16 protein-coding genes are annotated in these 18735 nt (G+C 68.2%); 6 read left to right on the top strand and 10 right to left on the bottom strand.

Annotated elements, in window-relative coordinates; all coding sequences use genetic code 11:
- Positions 1-90: 90 nt before the first annotated feature.
- The 3 genes from ACP96_RS09565 to ACP96_RS09555 all read right to left on the bottom strand — a co-directional run bounded on the left by ACP96_RS09565 (position 91) and on the right by ACP96_RS09555 (position 2912).
- On the bottom strand, positions 91-1491 hold the full coding sequence (locus ACP96_RS09565) for an NCS2 family permease (RefSeq protein WP_050033143.1): 1401 nt from the start codon (positions 1489-1491) through the stop codon (positions 91-93).
- Between the two features lie 138 nt (positions 1492-1629).
- Positions 1630-2343, bottom strand: coding sequence for a phosphoribosyltransferase family protein (locus ACP96_RS09560; protein WP_050024844.1), 714 nt, complete (start codon positions 2341-2343; stop codon positions 1630-1632).
- Positions 2344-2456: 113 nt separating this feature from the next.
- Positions 2457-2912 carry a DUF7529 family protein gene (locus ACP96_RS09555; protein WP_050033142.1) on the bottom strand — a complete coding sequence of 152 codons (456 nt, stop codon included), beginning with the start codon at positions 2910-2912 and terminating at the stop codon, positions 2457-2459.
- A gap of 155 nt (positions 2913-3067) precedes the next feature.
- Here ACP96_RS09555 and ACP96_RS09550 point away from each other — a divergent pair, with 155 nt between their 5' ends.
- From ACP96_RS09550 to ACP96_RS09530, 5 genes are all read left to right on the top strand, one after another.
- Positions 3068-4708: an ABC transporter substrate-binding protein gene (locus ACP96_RS09550; RefSeq protein WP_050033141.1), complete on the top strand. Its 1641-nt coding sequence runs from the start codon at positions 3068-3070 to the stop codon at positions 4706-4708.
- Between the two features lie 6 nt (positions 4709-4714).
- Positions 4715-5734 (top strand): ABC transporter permease, encoded by a 1020-nt coding sequence (locus tag ACP96_RS09545; protein ID WP_050033140.1) that lies wholly within the window; start codon positions 4715-4717, stop codon positions 5732-5734.
- A gap of 118 nt (positions 5735-5852) precedes the next feature.
- Positions 5853-6872 (top strand): ABC transporter permease, encoded by a 1020-nt coding sequence (locus ACP96_RS09540; RefSeq protein ID WP_050033139.1) that lies wholly within the window; start codon positions 5853-5855, stop codon positions 6870-6872.
- Positions 6869-8113 (top strand): ABC transporter ATP-binding protein, encoded by a 1245-nt coding sequence (locus ACP96_RS09535; RefSeq protein ID WP_050033138.1) that lies wholly within the window; start codon positions 6869-6871, stop codon positions 8111-8113. Before ACP96_RS09540 ends, ACP96_RS09535 begins: the two co-directional genes overlap by 4 nt.
- Positions 8106-9437: an ABC transporter ATP-binding protein gene (locus tag ACP96_RS09530; RefSeq protein WP_050033137.1), complete on the top strand. Its 1332-nt coding sequence runs from the start codon at positions 8106-8108 to the stop codon at positions 9435-9437. Before ACP96_RS09535 ends, ACP96_RS09530 begins: the two co-directional genes overlap by 8 nt.
- Before the next feature lie 9 nt (positions 9438-9446).
- On the opposite strand, the gene ACP96_RS09525 is transcribed toward ACP96_RS09530, so the two are convergent.
- The 5 genes from ACP96_RS09525 to ACP96_RS09505 all read right to left on the bottom strand — a co-directional run bounded on the left by ACP96_RS09525 (position 9447) and on the right by ACP96_RS09505 (position 16509).
- Entirely contained in the window at positions 9447-9797 is a 351-nt protein-coding gene (locus ACP96_RS09525; RefSeq protein ID WP_050033136.1) for a DUF7268 family protein, read from the bottom strand.
- Positions 9798-9800: 3 nt separating this feature from the next.
- Positions 9801-10730: an ABC transporter permease gene (locus tag ACP96_RS09520; RefSeq protein WP_050024852.1), complete on the bottom strand. Its 930-nt coding sequence runs from the start codon at positions 10728-10730 to the stop codon at positions 9801-9803.
- Positions 10727-11746 carry an ABC transporter permease gene (locus ACP96_RS09515; protein ID WP_050024856.1) on the bottom strand — a complete coding sequence of 340 codons (1020 nt, stop codon included), beginning with the start codon at positions 11744-11746 and terminating at the stop codon, positions 10727-10729. The genes ACP96_RS09520 and ACP96_RS09515 overlap by 4 nt, the downstream gene beginning before the upstream one ends.
- A 24-nt stretch (positions 11747-11770) precedes the next feature.
- Entirely contained in the window at positions 11771-13498 is a 1728-nt protein-coding gene (locus ACP96_RS09510) for an ABC transporter substrate-binding protein (RefSeq protein WP_050033135.1), read from the bottom strand.
- A 299-nt stretch (positions 13499-13797) separates the two neighbouring features.
- Positions 13798-16509, bottom strand: a complete 2712-nt coding sequence (locus tag ACP96_RS09505) for a dipeptide ABC transporter ATP-binding protein (RefSeq protein WP_050033134.1) — start codon at positions 16507-16509, stop codon at positions 13798-13800.
- A gap of 127 nt (positions 16510-16636) precedes the next feature.
- Between ACP96_RS09505 and ACP96_RS09500 the strand changes: the two genes are divergently transcribed.
- Entirely contained in the window at positions 16637-17137 is a 501-nt protein-coding gene (locus tag ACP96_RS09500) for a DUF7529 family protein (RefSeq protein ID WP_080509951.1), read from the top strand.
- A gap of 16 nt (positions 17138-17153) precedes the next feature.
- Here the strand turns inward: ACP96_RS09500 and ACP96_RS09495 are convergent, their stop codons facing one another.
- Together ACP96_RS09495 and npdG are read right to left on the bottom strand one after the other, a co-directional pair.
- Entirely contained in the window at positions 17154-17996 is an 843-nt protein-coding gene (locus tag ACP96_RS09495; RefSeq protein WP_050033133.1) for a polyprenyl synthetase family protein, read from the bottom strand.
- Between the two features lie 58 nt (positions 17997-18054).
- Positions 18055-18723, bottom strand: coding sequence for an NADPH-dependent F420 reductase (gene npdG, locus ACP96_RS09490; RefSeq protein ID WP_050033132.1), 669 nt, complete (start codon positions 18721-18723; stop codon positions 18055-18057).
- Positions 18724-18735 lie beyond the last annotated feature (12 nt).

The raw sequence follows: 18735 nt of genomic DNA, 5'->3' as shown, positions 1-18735 counted from the left end.
TACGGTGGGCGGTGCGCGCCGCGCGCACGGGCGGCGTCCGTATTTAAAAAGGGAGTCGCGTCGTCGGCACCGGAGACGGCGGTGGCGCGGTCAGTTCACCAGCGCGCCGAACCGGACCGCGAAGTAGCCGATGCACGCGAGCGCCATCAGCCAGTGGCCAAGGCGGGTCTCGTCGCTGCGGCCGGCGGCGACGGCGACGACCGGGTAGCTCAGCAGGCCGGCGGCGATGCCGTAGGCGATACTCGACGTCAGCGGCATGATGATGATCGTCAGGCCGGCGGGGATGGCGTGGACGAGGTCGTCCCAGTCGATCTCGGTGACGTTCCGGAGCATCATGACCGCGACGACGACGAGCGCGACGTACGGCGCGAACGACGGAATCGCGGACAGGAGCGGCACGAACGGGAGCGTGAGGAGAAAGAGCGCGGCGACGACGAGCGCGGTCAACCCCGTCCGGCCGCCCTCACCGATTCCCGCGGACGACTCGATGTACGTGGTCACCGTCGACGTCCCCAGCATCCCGCCGACGGTGGTCCCGACCGCGTCGGCCATCAGCGGCTTGTCGATGTCGGGCAGGTCGCCCGACTCGTCCGTCATGCCGGCCGCCTGTCCGAGTCCGGTGAGCGTCCCGGCAGTGTCGAAGAAGTCGACGAAGAAAAACGTGAACACGACGAGCGCGAACGTGAGCGCCTCGACGTTCTGAAACCCCCTGACGAACGCGAAGGCGAGCGGGGAGATGTCGTAGGCGGCGAGGTCGTAAGTGATCCCGGTGATCCCCGGGGCGAGCGTCGCCGTCTCGACGAGCCCTTGGTCGGCGCCGCCCGGACGGGGAGTGACACCAAGCGCGGAGGCGAGATACGCGAGGCCGCTCGTGATCACGATCCCCCCGACGATGGCGCCGCGGACGCCGCGAGCCCACAGCGCGAACGTGAGCAGGATCCCGACCGCGGCGAGGATCGCGATCGGATCGAGCGCGATGACGGGGTTCAGGCTCACCGAACCGGTGATGATCCGCATCTGTTCGAGCCCGAGCAGCGCGAGAAAGAGACCGATTCCGGCGGCGACGGACAGCTTGACGGGCTCCGGGAACAGCTTGATAACGTACTCGCGCGCGCCCACCGCGGTCAGCGCGATGAACAGCACGCCCTCTAAGAACACGGCAGCGAGCGCCGTCTCCCACGGTACCTCGAGTTGCGTGACGACGACGACGAAGAAGGCGTTGAGCCCCATCCCGGGCGCGAGCCCGAAGGGGAGGTCGGCGTACAGTCCCATCACCAGCATCCCGGCGACCGACGCGAGAATCGTCACCACCGCCAACAGCTGGAACGTGTTCTCGCCGGCGTCGATGGCGTTCGAGAGGATGACCGGATTGACGACGATGATGTACGACATCGTGAGGAACGTCGTCAGTCCGGCGAGGAATTCGGTTCCAACGTCGGATCCGCGCTCCGCCACGTCGAAGCGCGCCGCGAGCGTGTCGGTAAGGCCCATATGAACGAGTCGGACTATCGGAGAGTCTATATAAAATGCGTCGGTTCGATCGCGACCGCTATACACGAATGTGCAGTAATGCTACGGCAGAAGCGTAGTATACGTAGAAAATGTCGACGAACGTGTATTGGGACCGACCTACTCGAACGTCGTCAGCGCGCCGACCGGGGCGTCGGTGATCTCCCGCGCGCGCTCCATCCCTTTGTCGCCGACGGCGATGAGGGTGAACACGCCGGTCACGTCGGCGTCGGCTTGCAGGGCGATGTCCAAGAGGAGCTCCTGCGTCTCGCCCGACCGGATCAGGTCGTCGACGACGAGGACCGTGTCGCCGGCGTCGATCGCGCTCGCGGGGAGGTAGTAGGTGAGTTCGATCCCGGAGGCGAGCCGCTGGCGCGACTCGATGAACTCCTCGACGGCGGTCTCCTTCGACTTCTTGGCGTACGCGAGCCGCGCGTCGAAGAAGGAGGCCATCGCCGCGCCGAGGGTGATCCCGTCGGTGGCCGCGGTGAGCACCACGTCCGGCGACTCGAACTCGAACGTCTCCGCGGCGACGGGCGCGACCAAGTCGAGGAACGACTGGTCGAAGACGACCCCGGAGTTGTCGACGTACCCCTCGTCGTCGAACTCGACGCGGGCGAGCAGTTCGTCGGCGAGCGCGTCGCGGCCGACCGCCTCCACGACCTCGCTCGCGCGGTCGGTGCCGGGAAGGACGTGGCCGTTGACGTACCGGTTCAGGTCGCCCGCGGGCAGCCCCGTCACCTCGGACAGCTCCTCGTAGGTTCGCGTCTCCTTCAGCATCCGCAACACGGCGACCGCCTGCAGCTGGAGGGCGGCCTTCTCTGCTCGGTTCATATAGATGATCGCGATCGCACAAGTATGAATACGTCGAAGTCTTTGGGCGAGGCGATCGCCACGAACGTGGATTTCGGTGCCGCTACAGACGGCGAGACCGGACGCCACCGGCGCTATTCCGTCGGATCTCGGAAGAAGAGCTCCGGATCGTCGACGGCGAATTCCACGCGGTCGCGGTCGTCAAGCGGGCGGAGCCGGAGCGTCAACTGGCCCGCGTCGGCCGCGGCCGCTTCAAGCGCCTCGCTGTCCGAGTCGAGGACGAACGTCGGGACGCAGACGGCGATCTCCGCCACCGGATCCTCCGCGACGACCAGCCGATAGCTGGCGGTCTCGCCCGCCGCCGCGTACACGCGAACCGATTCGATCGACGCCCCGGAGAGCAGATCGTTAACCTCGTCGAACTCCGAGCCGGGCAACAGGACGTGGAGCCGCGCCTCGTCGGCGATCGGGTTCACGTCGCCGGGGTGGAGCGCGAGCGCCTCCCACCCGCGGTCGCGGTACTCCGCCGCGGTCGCCTCGGTGTCGTCGAACACGCGCTGCCATCGCTCTCCGAGATCGGCTCTGCTCATAGGGTGGGGGCGACGCCGCGGGGAATTAAACCTTCCTCGCGCGTTCTCGGTGTGAGTTCGAGACGTGAAACCGTCGGAAGAGACGGCGTTACTCCCGGCAATCGCCGTGTTACGTGATCACAGATCTTATATTCCCCGATAGTATTGAACCCCCTATGTCACGCGAGGACTCAGACGTGAACCGCCGGACGTACCTCAAGTACGTCGGAGGCACTGCGGCCACCGTCGGGCTCGCCGGCTGTTCGGAGGGCGGCGGCGACGGTGAAGACGGGAGCGACGGCGGCGACGGTGAGGACGGAAGCGACGGTGAGGACGGCGAAGACGGAGAGGAGCTCCCGGAGCCGGAGACCCGCGAGGAGCACCTCCAGCGCGCGAACCTCCGGATCAACCAGCGCGCGCCGTGGATCTTCCTCAATCGCCAGTACAGCGTATACGGTATCGCGAGCCGGCTCGACTGGGACGCCCGCCGCGACGAGCGGATCGAGGCGCAGGCCATCTCGGTGACCGAGGGCGAGCCGTCGGTCACGATCACCCAGTCGTCGATGGACTCGGGGCTCGATCCCCACGACCACCGCGAGACGCCGACCGACAACATCGTCGTGCAGGCCCACGACGGGGTGCTCGGCCGCAACGCCGACGGCGACATCATCGATGCGCTCGCGACCGACTACGAGCGGCTCGAAGAGGGTCGCGTCCGGTTCGAGATCCGCGACGGCGTCACCTTCCACAACGGCGACGAGCTCCAGCCCTCGGACATCGCCTACAGCGTCAACCGGGTCGTCGACGAGGAGGTCGGGATCACGAGCCCGCAGAACGACCAGCTCGCCGGCGTCACGGGCGCCGAGGTCGTCGACGGCGGCGTCGAGGTGACCTCCGACGGGATCAACCCGATCGTGTTCTCGCTGTTCGCCTCGTACTGTAAGGTCGTCCAGCAGGACTGGATCGAGTCGCGAGAGTCCTCGGCGATCAACTCCGACATGAACGGGACCGGCCCGTTCCAAGTCGTCGAGTACGAGCAGGACGTGGAGATCGTCTACGAGACCTACGAGGACTACTGGGGCGACGCGCCGGAGATCGACGAGCTGACGATCCGCGCCGCCAGCGAGTCGAGCACGCGCGTCTCGCAGCTTCTCGCGGGCGAGACGGACCTCATCGTCAACGTCCCGCCGCAGGAGGTGAGCCGCGTGCGCGACGAGGATAGCACGGAGGTCACGGCGGTGCCGAGCACCCGCGTCGTGTTCAACGCCATGCGGTACGACGTGGAGCCGTTCTCCAGCGTCGAGTTCCGGCAGGCGCTGAACTATGCCATCGACTTGGACAGCATCATCGAGAACATCCTCCAGGGGTTCGCCGACGCGACCGGCCAGCCGACCCTCGAAGGATTCGTCGGCTACAACGGGGAGGTCGATCCGTACCCGCAAGACATCGAGCAGGCGGAACAGCTCGTCGAGGACTCCGGCCACGCCGACGCCGAGATCACGCTCGAAACGCCCGTGGGACGCTATCTCCGCGACGTGGAGATCGCACAGGCGGTCGCCAGCCAGATCGACGAGCTCTCGAACGTCTCCTGTGAGGTCGAGCAGCGCGACTTCGCCTCGCTCGCGGGCGAGGTGACGAGCGGCAACATCGAGGACATGCCGCACTTCTACCTGCTCGGCTGGGGGAACACCACGTTCGACGCCAGCCAGACGATCATCCCGCTTCTCACCTCCGACGGGGCACTCTCCAGCTACCGGGAAGACGAGGAGATCGACGAGCTCATGGCCGACTCCCAGAACCTGCCGGGCGAAAACTAAGGTTCGATGGCGCTGGGACGGTTCCTCCTGAAACGCGGGATCCAAGGCGTGCTGGTCGTGTGGGGCGTCGTGACCGCGGTGTTCCTGCTGCGGTTCATCACCCCGGGCGACCCGGTGACGTTCGTCGCGCCGCTGGACGCGAGCGCGGAGCTTCGCGCGCAGATAGCCGCGGAGCTAGGCCTCGATCAGCCGCTGTACGTCCAGTACGCCGACTACATCGTCGGACTGCTACGGGGGGACATGGGGTACTCGTACCTCCGCGGAACGGAGGCGAGCACCATCGTGCTCGCCCGCGTACCGGCCACCGTCGAGCTGGCGGTCGCGGCGACCGTCGTCGCGGTCGTCATCGCGATCCCGCTCGGCGTCATCAGCGCGACGCGTCGGCGCGAGCCCGCCGACTACGGGGCGACCCTGTTCTCGCTCGTCGGCATCTCGACGCCGAACTTCTGGCTCGGGATCATGCTCATCTTGGTGTTATCAGTGAATTTCGGGCTGTTCCCGACGAGCCGGCGGCCGATCGGCCTCTTCGAAACGGTCGCGTTCCTCGTCACGGTCGAGAACGGGCTCGCCGCGCCGATGGACGTGGGTGCGTTCCTCGACGGGATGCGGACGTGGCTGTGGCACATTGCGCTGCCGGCGGTGACGCTCGGCACCTACTTCACCGCGCTCATCACCCGACTCACCCGCAGCGGGATGATCGAGGAGCTTGGGCAGCCGTACGTCCGCGCGGCGCGCGCGAAGGGGCTCCCGGAGTCGCTGATCCAGTACAAACATGCGCTCCAGAACACCCTCATCCCGATCGTCACCGTGTTGGGACTCCAACTGGGGACCCTGATCGGCGGCGCGGTGATCACCGAGGCCGTGTTCTCGTGGCCCGGGCTCGGCACGCTCGTGATCAACTCGATCAACGTCCGCGACTGGCCGCTGATCCAGGGGTCGCTGATCGTGATCGGGACTGGGTTCGTGCTGATCAACATCTTCGTCGACGCGCTGTACGCGTACCTCAATCCGCGGGTGGTCCACTGATGACGAACCGATATCTCTCCGTTCTCTCAGGCGGTGTGGCGTGTCGCACGGGTGAACCTCGAACGGCCGAGCCGGCGCGCGGGGCGTCGCCCGAGACGGGTCCGGAGGTGGGCCTCCGGTGATCTCCCCGCGGACCCTTCGAAACCTCCGGAGCGAGCTCTCGCGGAGCCTTCTCGCGAAGCTCGGGATCGCGATCCTCGCGGTTATCCTCTTTACCGCGCTTTTCGCCCCGCTCTTGGCGCCCCACGACCCGACGAACCAGAACCTCGACAACGCGAACATCCCGCCGCTCGGATTCACGGCGACGGAGAACCAGACGAGTTCGGAGATGGTCGACGGCGAGGTGCAGATCGTCGAGGAGGAGGTCGTCGTCAACACCACGACCGCGCACCCGCTCGGGACCGACTCGCTCGGCCGCGACGTGCTCTCGCGGACGATGTTCGGCGCGCGCACGTCGCTTCTGGTCGGTCTGTTCGGGACCTCCATCGCCGTCGTGCTCGGCGTCACCGTCGGGATCACGGCCGGGTACTACGGCGGCCGGATCGACGACGCGCTGATGCGCTTCGCCGACGTAATGTTAGCGTTCCCCTCGCTCGTGCTCGCGATCGCGCTCATCGGGCTGTGGGGACAGGCGTCGCTGCGCATCCCCGACCCGCTGGTCGCGTTCGGGATCGCGTCCTCGGAGATGCCCGAGACGATCGTGTTGCCGGGGACCGTGATCGTCGTCGTCGCGCTCGTAAACTGGGTGTGGTTCGCCCGCGTCGCGCGCGGCGAGGCGCTCTCCGTCCGCGATCAGGAGTACGTGAAGGCGGCGCGATCGATGGGCGGAAGCGACCTCCACGTGATCCTCAGGCACGTGCTCCCGAACAGCCTGACGCCGATCCTCGTGCTCGCGACGATCCAGATCGCCGCGATCATCCTGCTGGAGTCCTCGCTGTCGTTCCTCGGCTTCTCGGGGGCACAGCTCTCGTGGGGCTTCGACATCGCGCAGGGGCGGCAGTACCTCTCGTCGTCCTGGTGGATCGCCACCGTCCCCGGGCTGGCCATCGTCGCCGCCGTCGTCGGGATCAACCTGATCGGCGACTGGCTGCGCGACGCGCTCGACCCGGGCATCGAGGGACAGGGAGGTGCGCCGTGACCGACCTGTTACGCGTCCGTGACCTCTCGACGCGCTTCTTCACCGAGGAGGGCCAGATCAACGCGGTCGAGAACGTCTCGTTCACGGTCGAGGCCGGCTCCGTCCTCGGCGTCGTCGGCGAGTCCGGCAGCGGGAAGTCCGTCACCGGGCTCTCGCTCATCGACCTGGTCGAGTCGCCGGGGAAGATAACGAGCGGGGAGATCTGGTACAACAACGCCGACCTCGCGGAGCGAGTCGAGGGAGATCAGCCCGAGGCGGTCGACGGCGACTTCGTCGACCTCCGCCGGCTCTCCGCGGCGGAGCGCCGGTCGCTCCGCGGCTCCGCGTTCAGCATGATCTTCCAAGACCCGATGAGCAGCTTCAACCCCTCGATCACCGTCGGCGAGCAGATCGCCGAGGCGGCCGAGGTGCAGCGCCGCGCGAGCGCGAACCCGCGCTCGACGCGGTCGCGGACGCAGGGGTACGGGCTGGGGAAGATGCTCTTGGACGGCGTCCTCCCCGACCGCTCGTACACTTCCGAGGAGAGCTGGGACCGCGCGGTCGAGTTGCTCGAACGCGTCGGTATCCCCGACCCGGCCGAGCGCGCCGAGGAGTACCCGCATCAGTTCTCCGGCGGCATGCTCCAGCGCGCGATGATCGCGCAGGCGCTCGCCGGCGACCCGGACCTCCTCGTCGCCGACGAGCCGACGACCGCGCTCGACGTGACCATCCAGGCGCAGATCCTCGACCTGCTCGCTGACCTGCAGGAGACGATGGAGATGAGCGTCGTGCTCATTACCCACAACCTCGGCGTCATCGCCCGCGTCGCCGACCGGGTGAGCGTCATGTACGCCGGCGAGGTGGTCGAGCGCGGCACCCTCCGGGACGTGTTCGACGACCCGGTCCACCCGTACACGAAGGGGCTGTTGGGCTCGGTGCCGGACATCGACCAGCCGGGCGAGCGGCTCGAACCGATCCCGGGCAACGTGCCCGACCTCGTCGACGCGAACATGCCCGACCGCTGTTACTTCGCCGACCGCTGTCCGAAAGCCATGACTGACTGTCTCACGCGCCCGCCGGAGTACGAGGTGAGCGACGGCCACCGCGCCCGCTGCGTCCTCGCCGAGCGCGAGTACAGCGAGGCCGACGCGGTGCCCGACGAGCGACTCGCGGGGCCGACCGACGACGGGGCGGGCCCGAACGACGGGTCCCGGGCGCCCGACGAGTCGACCGCGCCCGACGCGGAGGTGAGCGATGACTGACCCCCTCGTCACGGTCGACGGCCTCGAGAAGTACTACTACGAGAACGACACGCTGCTCGACCGGCTGACCGGCGCGGAGCCGGAGGCGGTGCGCGCGGTCGACGGCGTCTCCTTCGACGTCCGCGAGGGCGAGACGCTCGGCGTCGTCGGCGAGTCCGGCTGCGGGAAGTCGACGCTCGCGGAGACGCTGATGCGGCTCCGCGAGCCCACCGGCGGCTCCGTGACGTTCGACGGCGACCCCGTCTTCGAGCTCGCCGGCGACGACATGGACGCGTTCAGGCGGCGGGCGCAGGTGATGTTCCAGGACCCGTTCTCCAGTCTGGACCCGCGGATGACCGCCGGCGAGATTATCACGGAGCCGCTCGCCATCCACGGCGTGGGGACCGGCGCCGAGCGGCGCGAACGCGCCGAGACCCTCTTGGAGGAGGTCGGGCTCTCGGCCGAGCAGATCGACCGGTACCCCCACGAGTTCTCCGGGGGACAGCGCCAGCGCATCGGGTTCGCCCGCGCGCTCGCCATCGATCCGGAGTTCATCGTCCTCGACGAGCCCGTCTCCGCGCTCGACGTGAGCGTGCAGGCGCAGGTGTTGAACCTGCTCGCCGACATGCAGGCGGAGCGCGACCTGACGTACCTGTTCATCGCGCACGACCTGTCGGTGGTGCGCCACATCAGCGACCGGGTCGCCGTGATGTACCTCGGCGAAATCGTCGAGATAGGCCCCACCGAGGAGATCTTCGAGAACCCCCAACACCCGTACACGAAAGCGCTGTTGGAGTCCGTCCCGCGGGCGGACACCGACGAGCGGGACCGCACCGTCGAGACGATCCGCGGCGACGTGCCGTCGCCGCGGAACCCACCCTCGGGCTGCTCGTTCCGGACGCGGTGCCCGGAGCTGATCCAGCCGCCGTGGCTGGACCTGCCGCAGGCGGCGTTCCGCGAGATCGGCGAGTTCAGGACTCGGATCGAGAACGGCGACATCGACGTGGACCTGCGGTGGGAGGGGGTCGGCGACCCTGACCGGGAGGACCGGGCGGCGTTCGTCGACTCGCTCTACGAGGAGGCGTTCGACACGGGACTTCCGGCCGAGGAGGAAGAGACGGTCCGCGAGGCGATCCGGGCGCTCGCCGACGGGGACCGCGAGACCGCCGCGGCGACGCTGCGGGAGCGGTACCGGTCGCCCTGCGAGGCGATCGACCCCGCGCTGCCGGCGGGGGATCACCCCTCGGCGTGCCTCCTGAACGAACAGCCCGAGGACGTGGAGACGGCTCGCGAGGAGTGGGAGGCGGACCACGACGCTCCGAAGGCCGGGGCGGCGTCGGAGTAGCGGGCTCGATCAGCCGACCGCGGTTCCGATTACCGGCGCGACGAGCATCATGCCGGCGCCGAATCCGCCGATCCGCGCCATCGCGCGGCGCGACCGGCGCTCGGTCCAGCCGGAACCGACGTCGAGGCGCTCCTGTGCGGCCTCGATCGCCCGACCGGACGCGACGGAGCCGGCCCACCCGAGGAGGGCGAGCCCGAACCAGAGACCGCCGAACGCGAACGCGGTCTCCGCGGCGGCCAGCGGACCGACACCGACGACGACAACCAGACCGACCACGAGAATCGGGGCCGCGACCGAGCCGACGGCGGCACCGCCGGCGACGAGCCGCCCGCGTTCCCGGACGACCGGCGGCAGCGGCATCGGTCAGTCGACCGCCTCTCGCATCCGGGGGTCGAGCGCGTCTCGCATCCCGTCGCCGAGCAGGTTGAACCCGAGGACGGTCAGCGCGAGGAACAGTCCGGGGAAGAACGACCACCACCAGACGCCGGTGAGTAGTCCCTGGCTCACGCCGTTCGAGAGCATGAGTCCCCACGAGGGCGTGCCGGCCGAGGCGCCGAATCCGAGGAACGACAGCGCGGCCAGATCGATGATCGCCAGCCCGAAGTTCAGCGTCGACTGGACCGTGATCGGCGCGAGACAGTTCGGCAGGACGTGTTTGACGAGCACTCGCGGGTCCGTGGCGCCGAGCGCGACGGTGGCGTCGATGTACTCGTTCTCCAACACGGTGAGCGCGGCCCCGCGGACGACCCGAGCGAACCGCGGCGTGTACACGAGCGTCAGGGCCGCGACCGCCCGCCAGAGCCCCAGTTCGTCCGGGAAGATGGAGACGAGCGCGAGCGCTAAGAGGAGCGAGGGGAACGCCAACAGCACGTCCATCGTCCGCATGATCACGTTGTCGGTGATGTCGCCGTAGTAGGCGGCGACGATGCCGAGGCCGACCCCGAGCACCGTCGACGCGCCGACGGTCACCGTCCCGAACAGCATCGCGTACCACGCGCCGTAGGCGACCCGCGGAAGCAGGGCTCGCGCCTGCCCGTCGGTTCCGAACGGGTACTCCAGGCTCGGCGCGGCGCGGTTCGGGTTCGTGCCGAGCTGCGACCGAGAGATGACCTCGAGATCGAGCGTCAGCCGAGCGTACACGGCGATCACGAGCATTGCGATGATGATCGCGAGCCCGGCCAGTGCGAGCCGATTCGACAGCAGTTGTGAGAGGAACGGCGAGGCGCGGATCCGGTCGACGAGCCCGCGACTCGCCGTCTCCGCCTCCCCGTCTCTGAGTGTTTCGGTGCTCATTGTTGGATCCTCGGATCGAGGTAGGAGTAGGTGATGTCGACGACGAGGTTCACGAGGGTGAACAGGAACGCGAACGTCAGGACGGTCCCCTGAACGATCGGGTAGTCGCCGACCTCGATCGCCTCGACGAGCAGCGTCCCGATCCCGCCGATCGCGAACACGGTCTCCGTCAGCACCGCGCCGCCGAGCAGCCCGCCGAACTGGATTCCGATGATCGTGACGACGGGGATCAGCGCGTTACGGAACCCGTGTTTCAACACGGTGATCTTCGCGCCCTGTCCCTTCGCGCGGGCGGTGCGCATGTAGTCCTGTCTGACGACCTCCAGCATCGACGAGCGCATCATCCGCGAGATGAGCGCCATCGAGTACACGCCGATGACGAGCGACGGCAGGAGCATGTGCCTGACCGCCGACTTGAACATGTCCCACTCGCCGGCGAGCAGCGTGTCGATCGTCACCATCCCGGTGACGCGGATCGGGGAGACGCTGAACGTCGACGAGATCCGCCCGCTGGTCGGCAGCACGCCGAGCACCTGTGCGAACAGCAGGATCAGCAGCGGCCCGCTCCAGAAGATCGGGACGCTGATCCCGGCGAGCGCGCCGACCCGGGTGCCGTGGTCGGTGAGCGTGTCCTGTTTCACCGCGCTCAACACGCCGAGCGGGATGCCGAACAGGATGCCGAACAGCTGCCCGTACAGCGCCAGTTCGAGCGTGACGGGGAGCGTGTTCGCCATGATCTCCCGGACGGTGGTGTTACGATTGATGACGTACGACTCCCCGAAGTCGAACCGGACGACATTACCGAGGAAGTCGATGTACTGGACCCAAATCGGGTCGTTGAGCCCGAGGTCGGCGCGGATGCGCTCGACGAACTCCTGGCTCGCGCGCTCCCCGGCGATCGTGAGCGCCGGGTCGCCCGGAGAGAGGTGGAGGATGGAGAAGACCAGCGTCGCCACTCCGATCAACACCGGGACGAGCAACAGCAGCCGCTTGAGTACGAATCGCTTTGGGAACATCGAAGGTGAGACTGAAGTGACCGACTACTCCAGCGAGACCAGGTTCAGGTACGGACCGCTGATAGCGGCGATCTGGAACCCGTTGACCCGGTCGGCGACGCCCCGAAGCTCTTCCGCGTAGTCCAGGTACACCCACGGCGCCTCGTCGTGAGCGATCTGCATCGCCTCGTTGTACAGGTCGACGCGCTCGCTCTCGGCCGTCGTCTGCTGGGCCTCCTCGACGAGGTCCATGTACTCCTGGTTCGCCCACGCCGAGCGGTTACTGGTGTTGTACCCCTCGGCGTCGAATCTCACCCAGTCCTGGTCCTCGGTGAGCTCGCCCTCGTCGACCTGCGGGTGAAGCAGTACGTACGCGAAGTTGTCCGGGTCGGCGTTGTCGGTGTACCAGCCGAGGAAACACGCGTCGTGGCGGCCCTGGGCCGTGTACTCGAGGAACGGCGAGAACGACTGCTGGTTGATCTCGACCTCGATCCCGACCTCGCCGAGGTTAGAGGCGACCGTCTCGGCCGTCTGGATCGGCGAGGGGTTGTACCCGCGGGGGTTCTGGAACGTCGCCAGCTCGAAGGAGAACCCGTCGCCGTAGCCGGCCTCCTCGAGGAGGCTCTGCGCCTCCTCGGGGTCATACGGGTACGGGTCGAGGTCGTCGTTGTGCCCCATCACGTTCGACGGAAGCGGCTGGCTGGCCTGCGTGGCGAAGCCGGCGTAGAGCTGGTTGACGATCGCCTCGGTGTCGATCGCGTGGCTCACGGCCTGCCGGACGCGGCGGTCCTGGAACTCCTCGACCGCCGCCATGTTGAACGCCATGTAGCCGACGTTGATCCCTTCGGTGCGGACCAGTTCGACGCCGTCGGCGCCCTCGACCTGCTGGGAAGACTGCGCGCCGATGCCGTCGATGATGTCGAGCTCTCCGCTCGCGAGCGACTGCGCTCGGGTGGAGTTCTCGCCGACCGTGACGAACACGGCCTCGTCGACTTCCGGGCCGTCGCCCCAGTAGTCGTCGTACGCGGCGAGACGGACCTGCTCGTTGGAGTCGTCGAGGGTGTCGAGCTCGAACGGCCCGGTCCCGACCGCGTTCTCCGAGAGGTCGGTGCCGTACTCCTCGATCGCGGCCTCGGAGTGGACGGCGGCCGCGAACATCGCCAGGTTGCGCAGGAACGGCGCGTACGTCTGCGTGAGCTGGATCGTCATCTCGTAGTCGCCGTCGACCTGGATATCGTCGATCCAGTTGCCGAGCGTGAAGGGACCGTACGCGGAGACGTAGTCGTCGCCGGCGTAGTGCTCGTACTCCGAGTCGACGAAGCGGCGGTACGTCGCTACGAAGTCCTGTGCGGTGAACTCCTCGCCGTTGTGGAAGGTGACGCCCTCCTTCAGCGTGAGCGACGCCGTCTCGCCGTCGATCGAGTAGTCGGAGGCGAGCCCGTCGGTGAGCGTCGACTCGCCCGGCTCGAAGTTGATGAGCGTGTCGTAGATCTGCTCCGTGACCTTCGCGACCTCGCCGCTAGTGCTGTTCTGGAAGTCCAGCGTCGGCGAGTGGCTCCCCCGACCGTATCGGAGGAGGCTGGTGTCGTCGTCGCCGTCGGAGCCGTCCGAGCCATCGGAGCCGTCCGAACCGTCCGAGCCATCGGAGCCGTCCGAACCGTCCGAACCGTCGTCGCCGTTGCCGGAACAACCGGCGAGACCGACCGTTACTGCAGCGCCACCGGCGGCACCGAGGAACTTTCGCCGTGAAACGTTCTCGTCGCGGGATGACATAGATCGAGTCTGAACGCTTGCCAGTATAAACCTACCGAACGAATTGGGGGAAATGTTCTGATCCGAATCATTTCGGACGACGCGGTTCCGGTTCGCATCAGCTACGCGCCGTCCGACTCACGGGATCGCCACCGTTGCCGTGTTCGCTACGTCGGTCCGTCGGCCCGTGATCGCGTCTCCGAGCCGTGCGGGAACGGATCGGTCGGGTGACGCGACAGATCGGTTCGTTCGGGTGACGTGACAGATCGATCGGGCGAACGGCGTGAAGATCGGGCGACTGACGTGACGAGAGGGGAGAGTCAGTCGATCAGGTGGCACGCCGCGGGGTGGTCGCCGTCGGAGAGTGTGGGGTCCTCACGCTCGCAGACGCTCGCGAACGTCTCCTCGAGGACGGCGGCCGCCTCTTCCCACTCGTCGACGATCACCAGCTCGAGAGAGCGATCGACGACCTCGGCGGCGCGCCCCGCAGGCAACCGGTCGAACTGGGCGTCACGAACTGCCTCGACCGCGGCGGGGGAAACCGAGTCCGCTCCGGACGGGGGCGCGGACGCGGTGCCGCCGTCGGCCGCCATCTGACCGGGCGATTCGCCGGCCCCCTCGAGGATCGTCTCGACGTCGATCGCCTGTCGCTCGACGCGCTGGCGGTAGTCCATCACCTCTCGATACGTCTCCTGTTCGATATCCAGGTCGTCCGGGGGGATCACCGACGGACACCGGGTCCGGAAGTGGCACCCCGACGGCGGGTCGATCGGCGACGGCACGTCGCCCTCGAGGATGACGCGATCGTCGGTGTCCGCCGTGGGGTCCGGTTCGGGAATTGCGGAGAGCAGCGCTTTGGTGTACGGATGCTGCGGGTCCGCGAACAGCTCGTCGGTGGCCGCCACCTCGACGATCTCGCCGAGGTACATGACGGCGACGCGGTCGGAGATGTGCCGCACCACCGACAGGTCGTGCGCGATGAACAGGTACGTCAGGTCGAACCGGTCCTGGAGGTCCTCCATCAGGTTGAGGATCTGCGCCTGGACGCTCACGTCGAGCGCGGAGACCGGCTCGTCGGCGACGATGAACTCCGGATCGACCGCGAGCGCCCGAGCGATGCCGACCCGCTGGCGCTGCCCGCCGGACATCTCGTGCGGGTACCGATCGTACTGGCCCACCTCGAGCCCGACGGCCTCCAGCAACTGGCGGACGCGACGCCGCCGGCGGAGTCGGTCGGTGTCACCGGCGGAGACCGTCACCGAGACGCGTACCACGTCGCCGGCGTCGGTGCGCTCGACCGTCCCCTCGACGCCGAGGTGTTCGCGGACATCGACGTCGACCTCGCCGTCCGCGACCGTCACGTCGACGTGGGCGGTCGCCACGCCGTTCCCGGAGCCGACGACGGCGTCGATCTCGTCGTCGACAGTCACGTCGACCCGATCGCGGGCGATCCCGGAGACGGTCACCTCGGCCTCGACCGTCACGTCCGGATCGCTCTCGGGGAGGTCGTGGATCGACAGCGGCTCTCGGATCGTCTGGCCGACCGTCTGCCGCGGGTCGAGCGAGGAGAGCGGGTCCTGGAAGATCATCTGGAGGTCCTTCCGCTGCTCCCGCAGCGCCGACCCGTCGAGTTCGGTGAGGTCGGTCCCGGAGAACACCACCCGGCCGTCGGTCGGCTCGGTGAGGTGCAACAGCGCCCGGCCGGCCGTCGACTTCCCGCAGCCGGACTCGCCGACGAGACCCAGCGTCTCGCCGCGGTTGATCGTGAAGTCGATCCCGTCGACCGCCTTCACGCTGCGGTCGTCGGCGCCGAGAACCCGATCGAGCACGCCGTCCGCCTGTTCGTAGTACTTCCGGAGCCCGTCGATCTCGACGAGGGGCTCGCCGATCGACCGTTCGCGCCCGGTGCCGACCGCGTCGTCGCCGTACTCGGTCTTGTCGAACGACTCCATGATGCACTTCGAGCGGTGGTCGATATCCTCGCCACCGTGCTGGAGGTACGGGATCTCGCCGCTCGTACACTCCTCGGTCGCCCACGGGCACCGCGGCGCGAAGTGGCATCCCGACGGCATGTCGATGAGGTCGGGAACGTTCCCCTCGATCGGCGTGAGACGTTCCTTCTCCTCGCTCGGGAGCGACTCCAAGAGGGTGTACGTGTACGGGTGTGACGGATTCCCGAATATCTCTTCCACTGGCCCCTCCTCGACGATCTCACCGGCGTACATCACCGCGACGCGGTCGCACGTCTCGGCCACGACGCCGAGGTCGTGGGTGATCATCAGTACCGACATCCCCAGATCCGCCTGCAGGTCGTCTATCAGATCGAGGATCTGCGCCTGAATGGTCACGTCGAGCGCGGTCGTCGGCTCGTCGGCGACAAGGAGGCCCGGCTGGCAGGCCAGCGCGATCGCGATGAGCACCCGCTGGCGCATCCCGCCGGAGAACTCGTGCGGGTACTCGTCGATCCGCGCGCCCGGTTCCGGGATGCCGACGTCTTCGAGCACCTCGATGGTCTCATCGCGGACCTCCTCGTCCACGTCGCGGCTGATCTTCGGGAGGATCTCGCGCACCGCGTTGAACCACGAGTCCTTGCGACGCCCGCCGTACTGGTGGAGTCTGAGGCTCTCGGCGACTTGCTCGCCGACCGTCACCGACGGGTTCAGCGACGTCATCGGGTCCTGGAATATCATGCTCACCTCCCGGCCGCGGACGAACCGGAGCGCTTCCTCGGGCGCGGCGGTGAGATCGATCGTGTCGCCGTCGACGAACCTCGCGGCGTCGTATCGGTCGCGGAGCTCGTCCGCGAGCCGGGCGTCGGTCAGCTCGACGGTTCCGTCGACGATCTCGCCGGGGTCGTCGACGAGCCCCATCGTCGACAGCGCCGTGACGCTTTTACCGGATCCCGACTCGCCCACGAGTCCGACGGTCTCGCCTTCGTGGATCTCGAGGTCGATCCCGTCGACTGCCTTTACCTGGCCCCGTTCCGTCGAGAACTGCGTGCGGAGATCGGAGAGCGAAAGTAGAGGAGGCATATAGCCGTTTTCCAACCGTCTATGGATATACTTTTCCTTCACTCGCCCGGCGCACGCCGCGGCGGTTTCGGCCGACGAGCGCAGACAGGTGGGAACCTTTACCCGCCGCCGACCGGTGACGCCGTGCATGGACGTGGAAGAGCATCCGCTCGCGGACGACGACGACGCGTGGACCACCGTTATCGAGGAGTCCCGTGCGACCGCCGAGGAGTACCGGAATCGCGGGTGGACGGCGTTCGCCCCGGTCCCCGGCGACGTGGTACCGGTCCCCGCTCCCGGCGACTCCGCCGACGAGAAGGTCGGCCTCGACGTGCTGCTGTCGGGCGAGGAGTTCGACCGCCTCACGGAGCTGGTCGAGGCGGACGGGTTCGACGAGTTCGAGGCGTTCCGCGCCCACGAGAACGGGATCGTCTACCTGACGCTGGTGTTCCGATCGACGGCGACCGAGACCGCGCTCTGTCTCCCGCTCTACTACCGGGTCGCCGAGGCGGACCGGATGCTCGGTCGCGTCCGGGCCGGCGACGCGATGACGACCTACGTCCACGCGCTCTCCGGGGACGAACGCATCGAGTTCGACCACGAAGACCCGACCCCGCTGTTCCCGCCGCAGGACACCGGGGACGCGTAGGGGAGCGCTCGCGTTCCTACCGCTCCCGCACCACGACGAACTCCGCGAGGTCGCGGAGGTACTCGATCGCCTCCGTCTCCGGCGGGTCGGCGTCGTCGAGCGCGGCCAGGGCGAGCTCCGACTGCTCGCGGGCGCGTTCGTCGATCTCCTCGGGCGACAGCGACGTGACCTGCAGGACCGAGGGGCGGTCCATCTCCGCGTCCTGCCCGGTCGGCTTGCCGAGGTCGTCGGCGTCCGCGGTCGCGTCGAGCACGTCGTCGCGCATCTGGAAGGCGACGCCGACGCGCTCGGCGTACTCGCCGAACGAGTCGACAGCGTCGGGGTCGGCGCCGCCGGCGATCGCGCCCAGCTCGGCGGCCGCCCGGAACAGCGCGCCCGTCTTCCGGCGGGCGAGCTCCATGTACTCGGTCTCGGTGGTGGGACGGGCGGCCAACTCGGTGGCCTCGCCCTCGCCGAGTTCGACCAGCGCCTCGGCGACGGTCCGCATCGCGCGGGGCTCGGCGGAGAAGAGCGCGAACGCCTCGCCGAGGAGCCCGTCGCTGGCGATGATCGCCGGGCCGTAGCCGTACTCGGCCCACGCCGACGGCGTGCCGCGGCGCACCTCGGAGCGGTCGATGATATCGTCGATCACGAGCGACGCGTTGTGGACGAACTCGATCCCGGCCGCGAAGTCGACGGCCGCGTCGGGGTCGCCGTCGAACGCCTCGCAGGCGAGGATCGTCACGGCGGGGCGGACCCGCTTGCCGCCGGCGAGGACGACGTGGCCGACCTCTTCGGACAGCTCGTCGGGTTCGACCTCGTCGATGACGGCCTCCAGCCGGTCCTCGACCAGCGCGACCCGGCGCTCCAGGTACTCCATCTATCGTCCGGAGGGACCGGTCGCGCAAAGGCCTAACGGAACGGCCGCCGCCCTCGGGTTATGTAAACTGGATGCCGAGATCGTTGAGCCCGTCGTTGTGCTCCGCGACGTTGATCAGGAGCGGCGTGAGCGCCTCGATCTCGGGCGCGTTGGCGACGCCGCCAGCGTCGAGCGCGCGCAGCCCCTCGATCCCCTCGGCGAGGTCCGTCACGGTGGATTTCGCGTCGTCGTCGTCGCCGATCACGAGCGTGTCGATCCCGAGGTCGGCGTCGAGGTTCGCGAGCCGGGCGGCCGCGAGGTTGTGGAACGCGCCCACGACATCGACCCCGTCGGGCGCGGCGTCGGCGGCGATCCGCGTCACCGAGCCGGCGCCGGGCTTGTGGTAGTGGAACCCCTCGTCGTCGCGTTTCATGCCGGTCGCGGGGGAGACGAGCACGTCGCCCTCGTCGAGCGCGTCGGCGATCGCCTCGACGGTGTCGCCGATGTGATACGGCGGGACCGCGAGGACGACGACCTTCGCCCCGGCGGCGGCGACCTCGTTCTCGGCGCCCGCCACCTCGGCGTCGAGGCCGCGGCTGTCGAGTTCAGTGGTGTACTCCTCGGCCTTGGTCTCCGCCTTCTCCGCGTCGCGCGAGCCGATGGTGATCGTGTGAGGGGTATCGGCCGCGAGCCGGAGCGCGAGCCCCTGTCCGATGTCGCCCGTGCCGCCGAGTATCGCGATTTTCATACGATCAGTCGC

Source organism: Halorubrum halophilum (assembly GCF_000739595.1).
GTDB classification, from domain to species: Archaea; Halobacteriota; Halobacteria; order Halobacteriales; family Haloferacaceae; genus Halorubrum; species Halorubrum halophilum.
The sequence above is the reverse complement of the archived record's forward strand: the minus strand, read 5'-3'. Positions and strand labels throughout refer to the sequence as shown.

Excerpts from the sequence above, each read along its gene's own strand:
- ACP96_RS09565 (WP_050033143.1), bottom strand. The coding sequence starts at position 1,491 with ATGGGCCTTACCGACACGCTCGCGGCGCGCTTCGACGTGGCGGAGCGC.
- ACP96_RS09560 (WP_050024844.1), bottom strand. The coding sequence starts at position 2,343 with ATGAACCGAGCAGAGAAGGCCGCCCTCCAGCTGCAGGCGGTCGCCGTG.
- ACP96_RS09555 (WP_050033142.1), bottom strand. The coding sequence starts at position 2,912 with ATGAGCAGAGCCGATCTCGGAGAGCGATGGCAGCGCGTGTTCGACGAC.
- ACP96_RS09550 (WP_050033141.1), top strand. The coding sequence starts at position 3,068 with ATGTCACGCGAGGACTCAGACGTGAACCGCCGGACGTACCTCAAGTAC.
- ACP96_RS09545 (WP_050033140.1), top strand. The coding sequence starts at position 4,715 with ATGGCGCTGGGACGGTTCCTCCTGAAACGCGGGATCCAAGGCGTGCTG.
- ACP96_RS09530 (WP_050033137.1), top strand. The coding sequence starts at position 8,106 with ATGACTGACCCCCTCGTCACGGTCGACGGCCTCGAGAAGTACTACTAC.
- ACP96_RS09525 (WP_050033136.1), bottom strand. The coding sequence starts at position 9,797 with ATGCCGCTGCCGCCGGTCGTCCGGGAACGCGGGCGGCTCGTCGCCGGC.
- ACP96_RS09520 (WP_050024852.1), bottom strand. The coding sequence starts at position 10,730 with ATGAGCACCGAAACACTCAGAGACGGGGAGGCGGAGACGGCGAGTCGC.
- ACP96_RS09515 (WP_050024856.1), bottom strand. The coding sequence starts at position 11,746 with ATGTTCCCAAAGCGATTCGTACTCAAGCGGCTGCTGTTGCTCGTCCCG.
- ACP96_RS09510 (WP_050033135.1), bottom strand. The coding sequence starts at position 13,498 with ATGTCATCCCGCGACGAGAACGTTTCACGGCGAAAGTTCCTCGGTGCC.
- ACP96_RS09505 (WP_050033134.1), bottom strand. The coding sequence starts at position 16,509 with ATGCCTCCTCTACTTTCGCTCTCCGATCTCCGCACGCAGTTCTCGACG.
- ACP96_RS09500 (WP_080509951.1), top strand. The coding sequence starts at position 16,637 with ATGGACGTGGAAGAGCATCCGCTCGCGGACGACGACGACGCGTGGACC.
- ACP96_RS09495 (WP_050033133.1), bottom strand. The coding sequence starts at position 17,996 with ATGGAGTACCTGGAGCGCCGGGTCGCGCTGGTCGAGGACCGGCTGGAG.
- npdG (WP_050033132.1), bottom strand. The coding sequence starts at position 18,723 with ATGAAAATCGCGATACTCGGCGGCACGGGCGACATCGGACAGGGGCTC.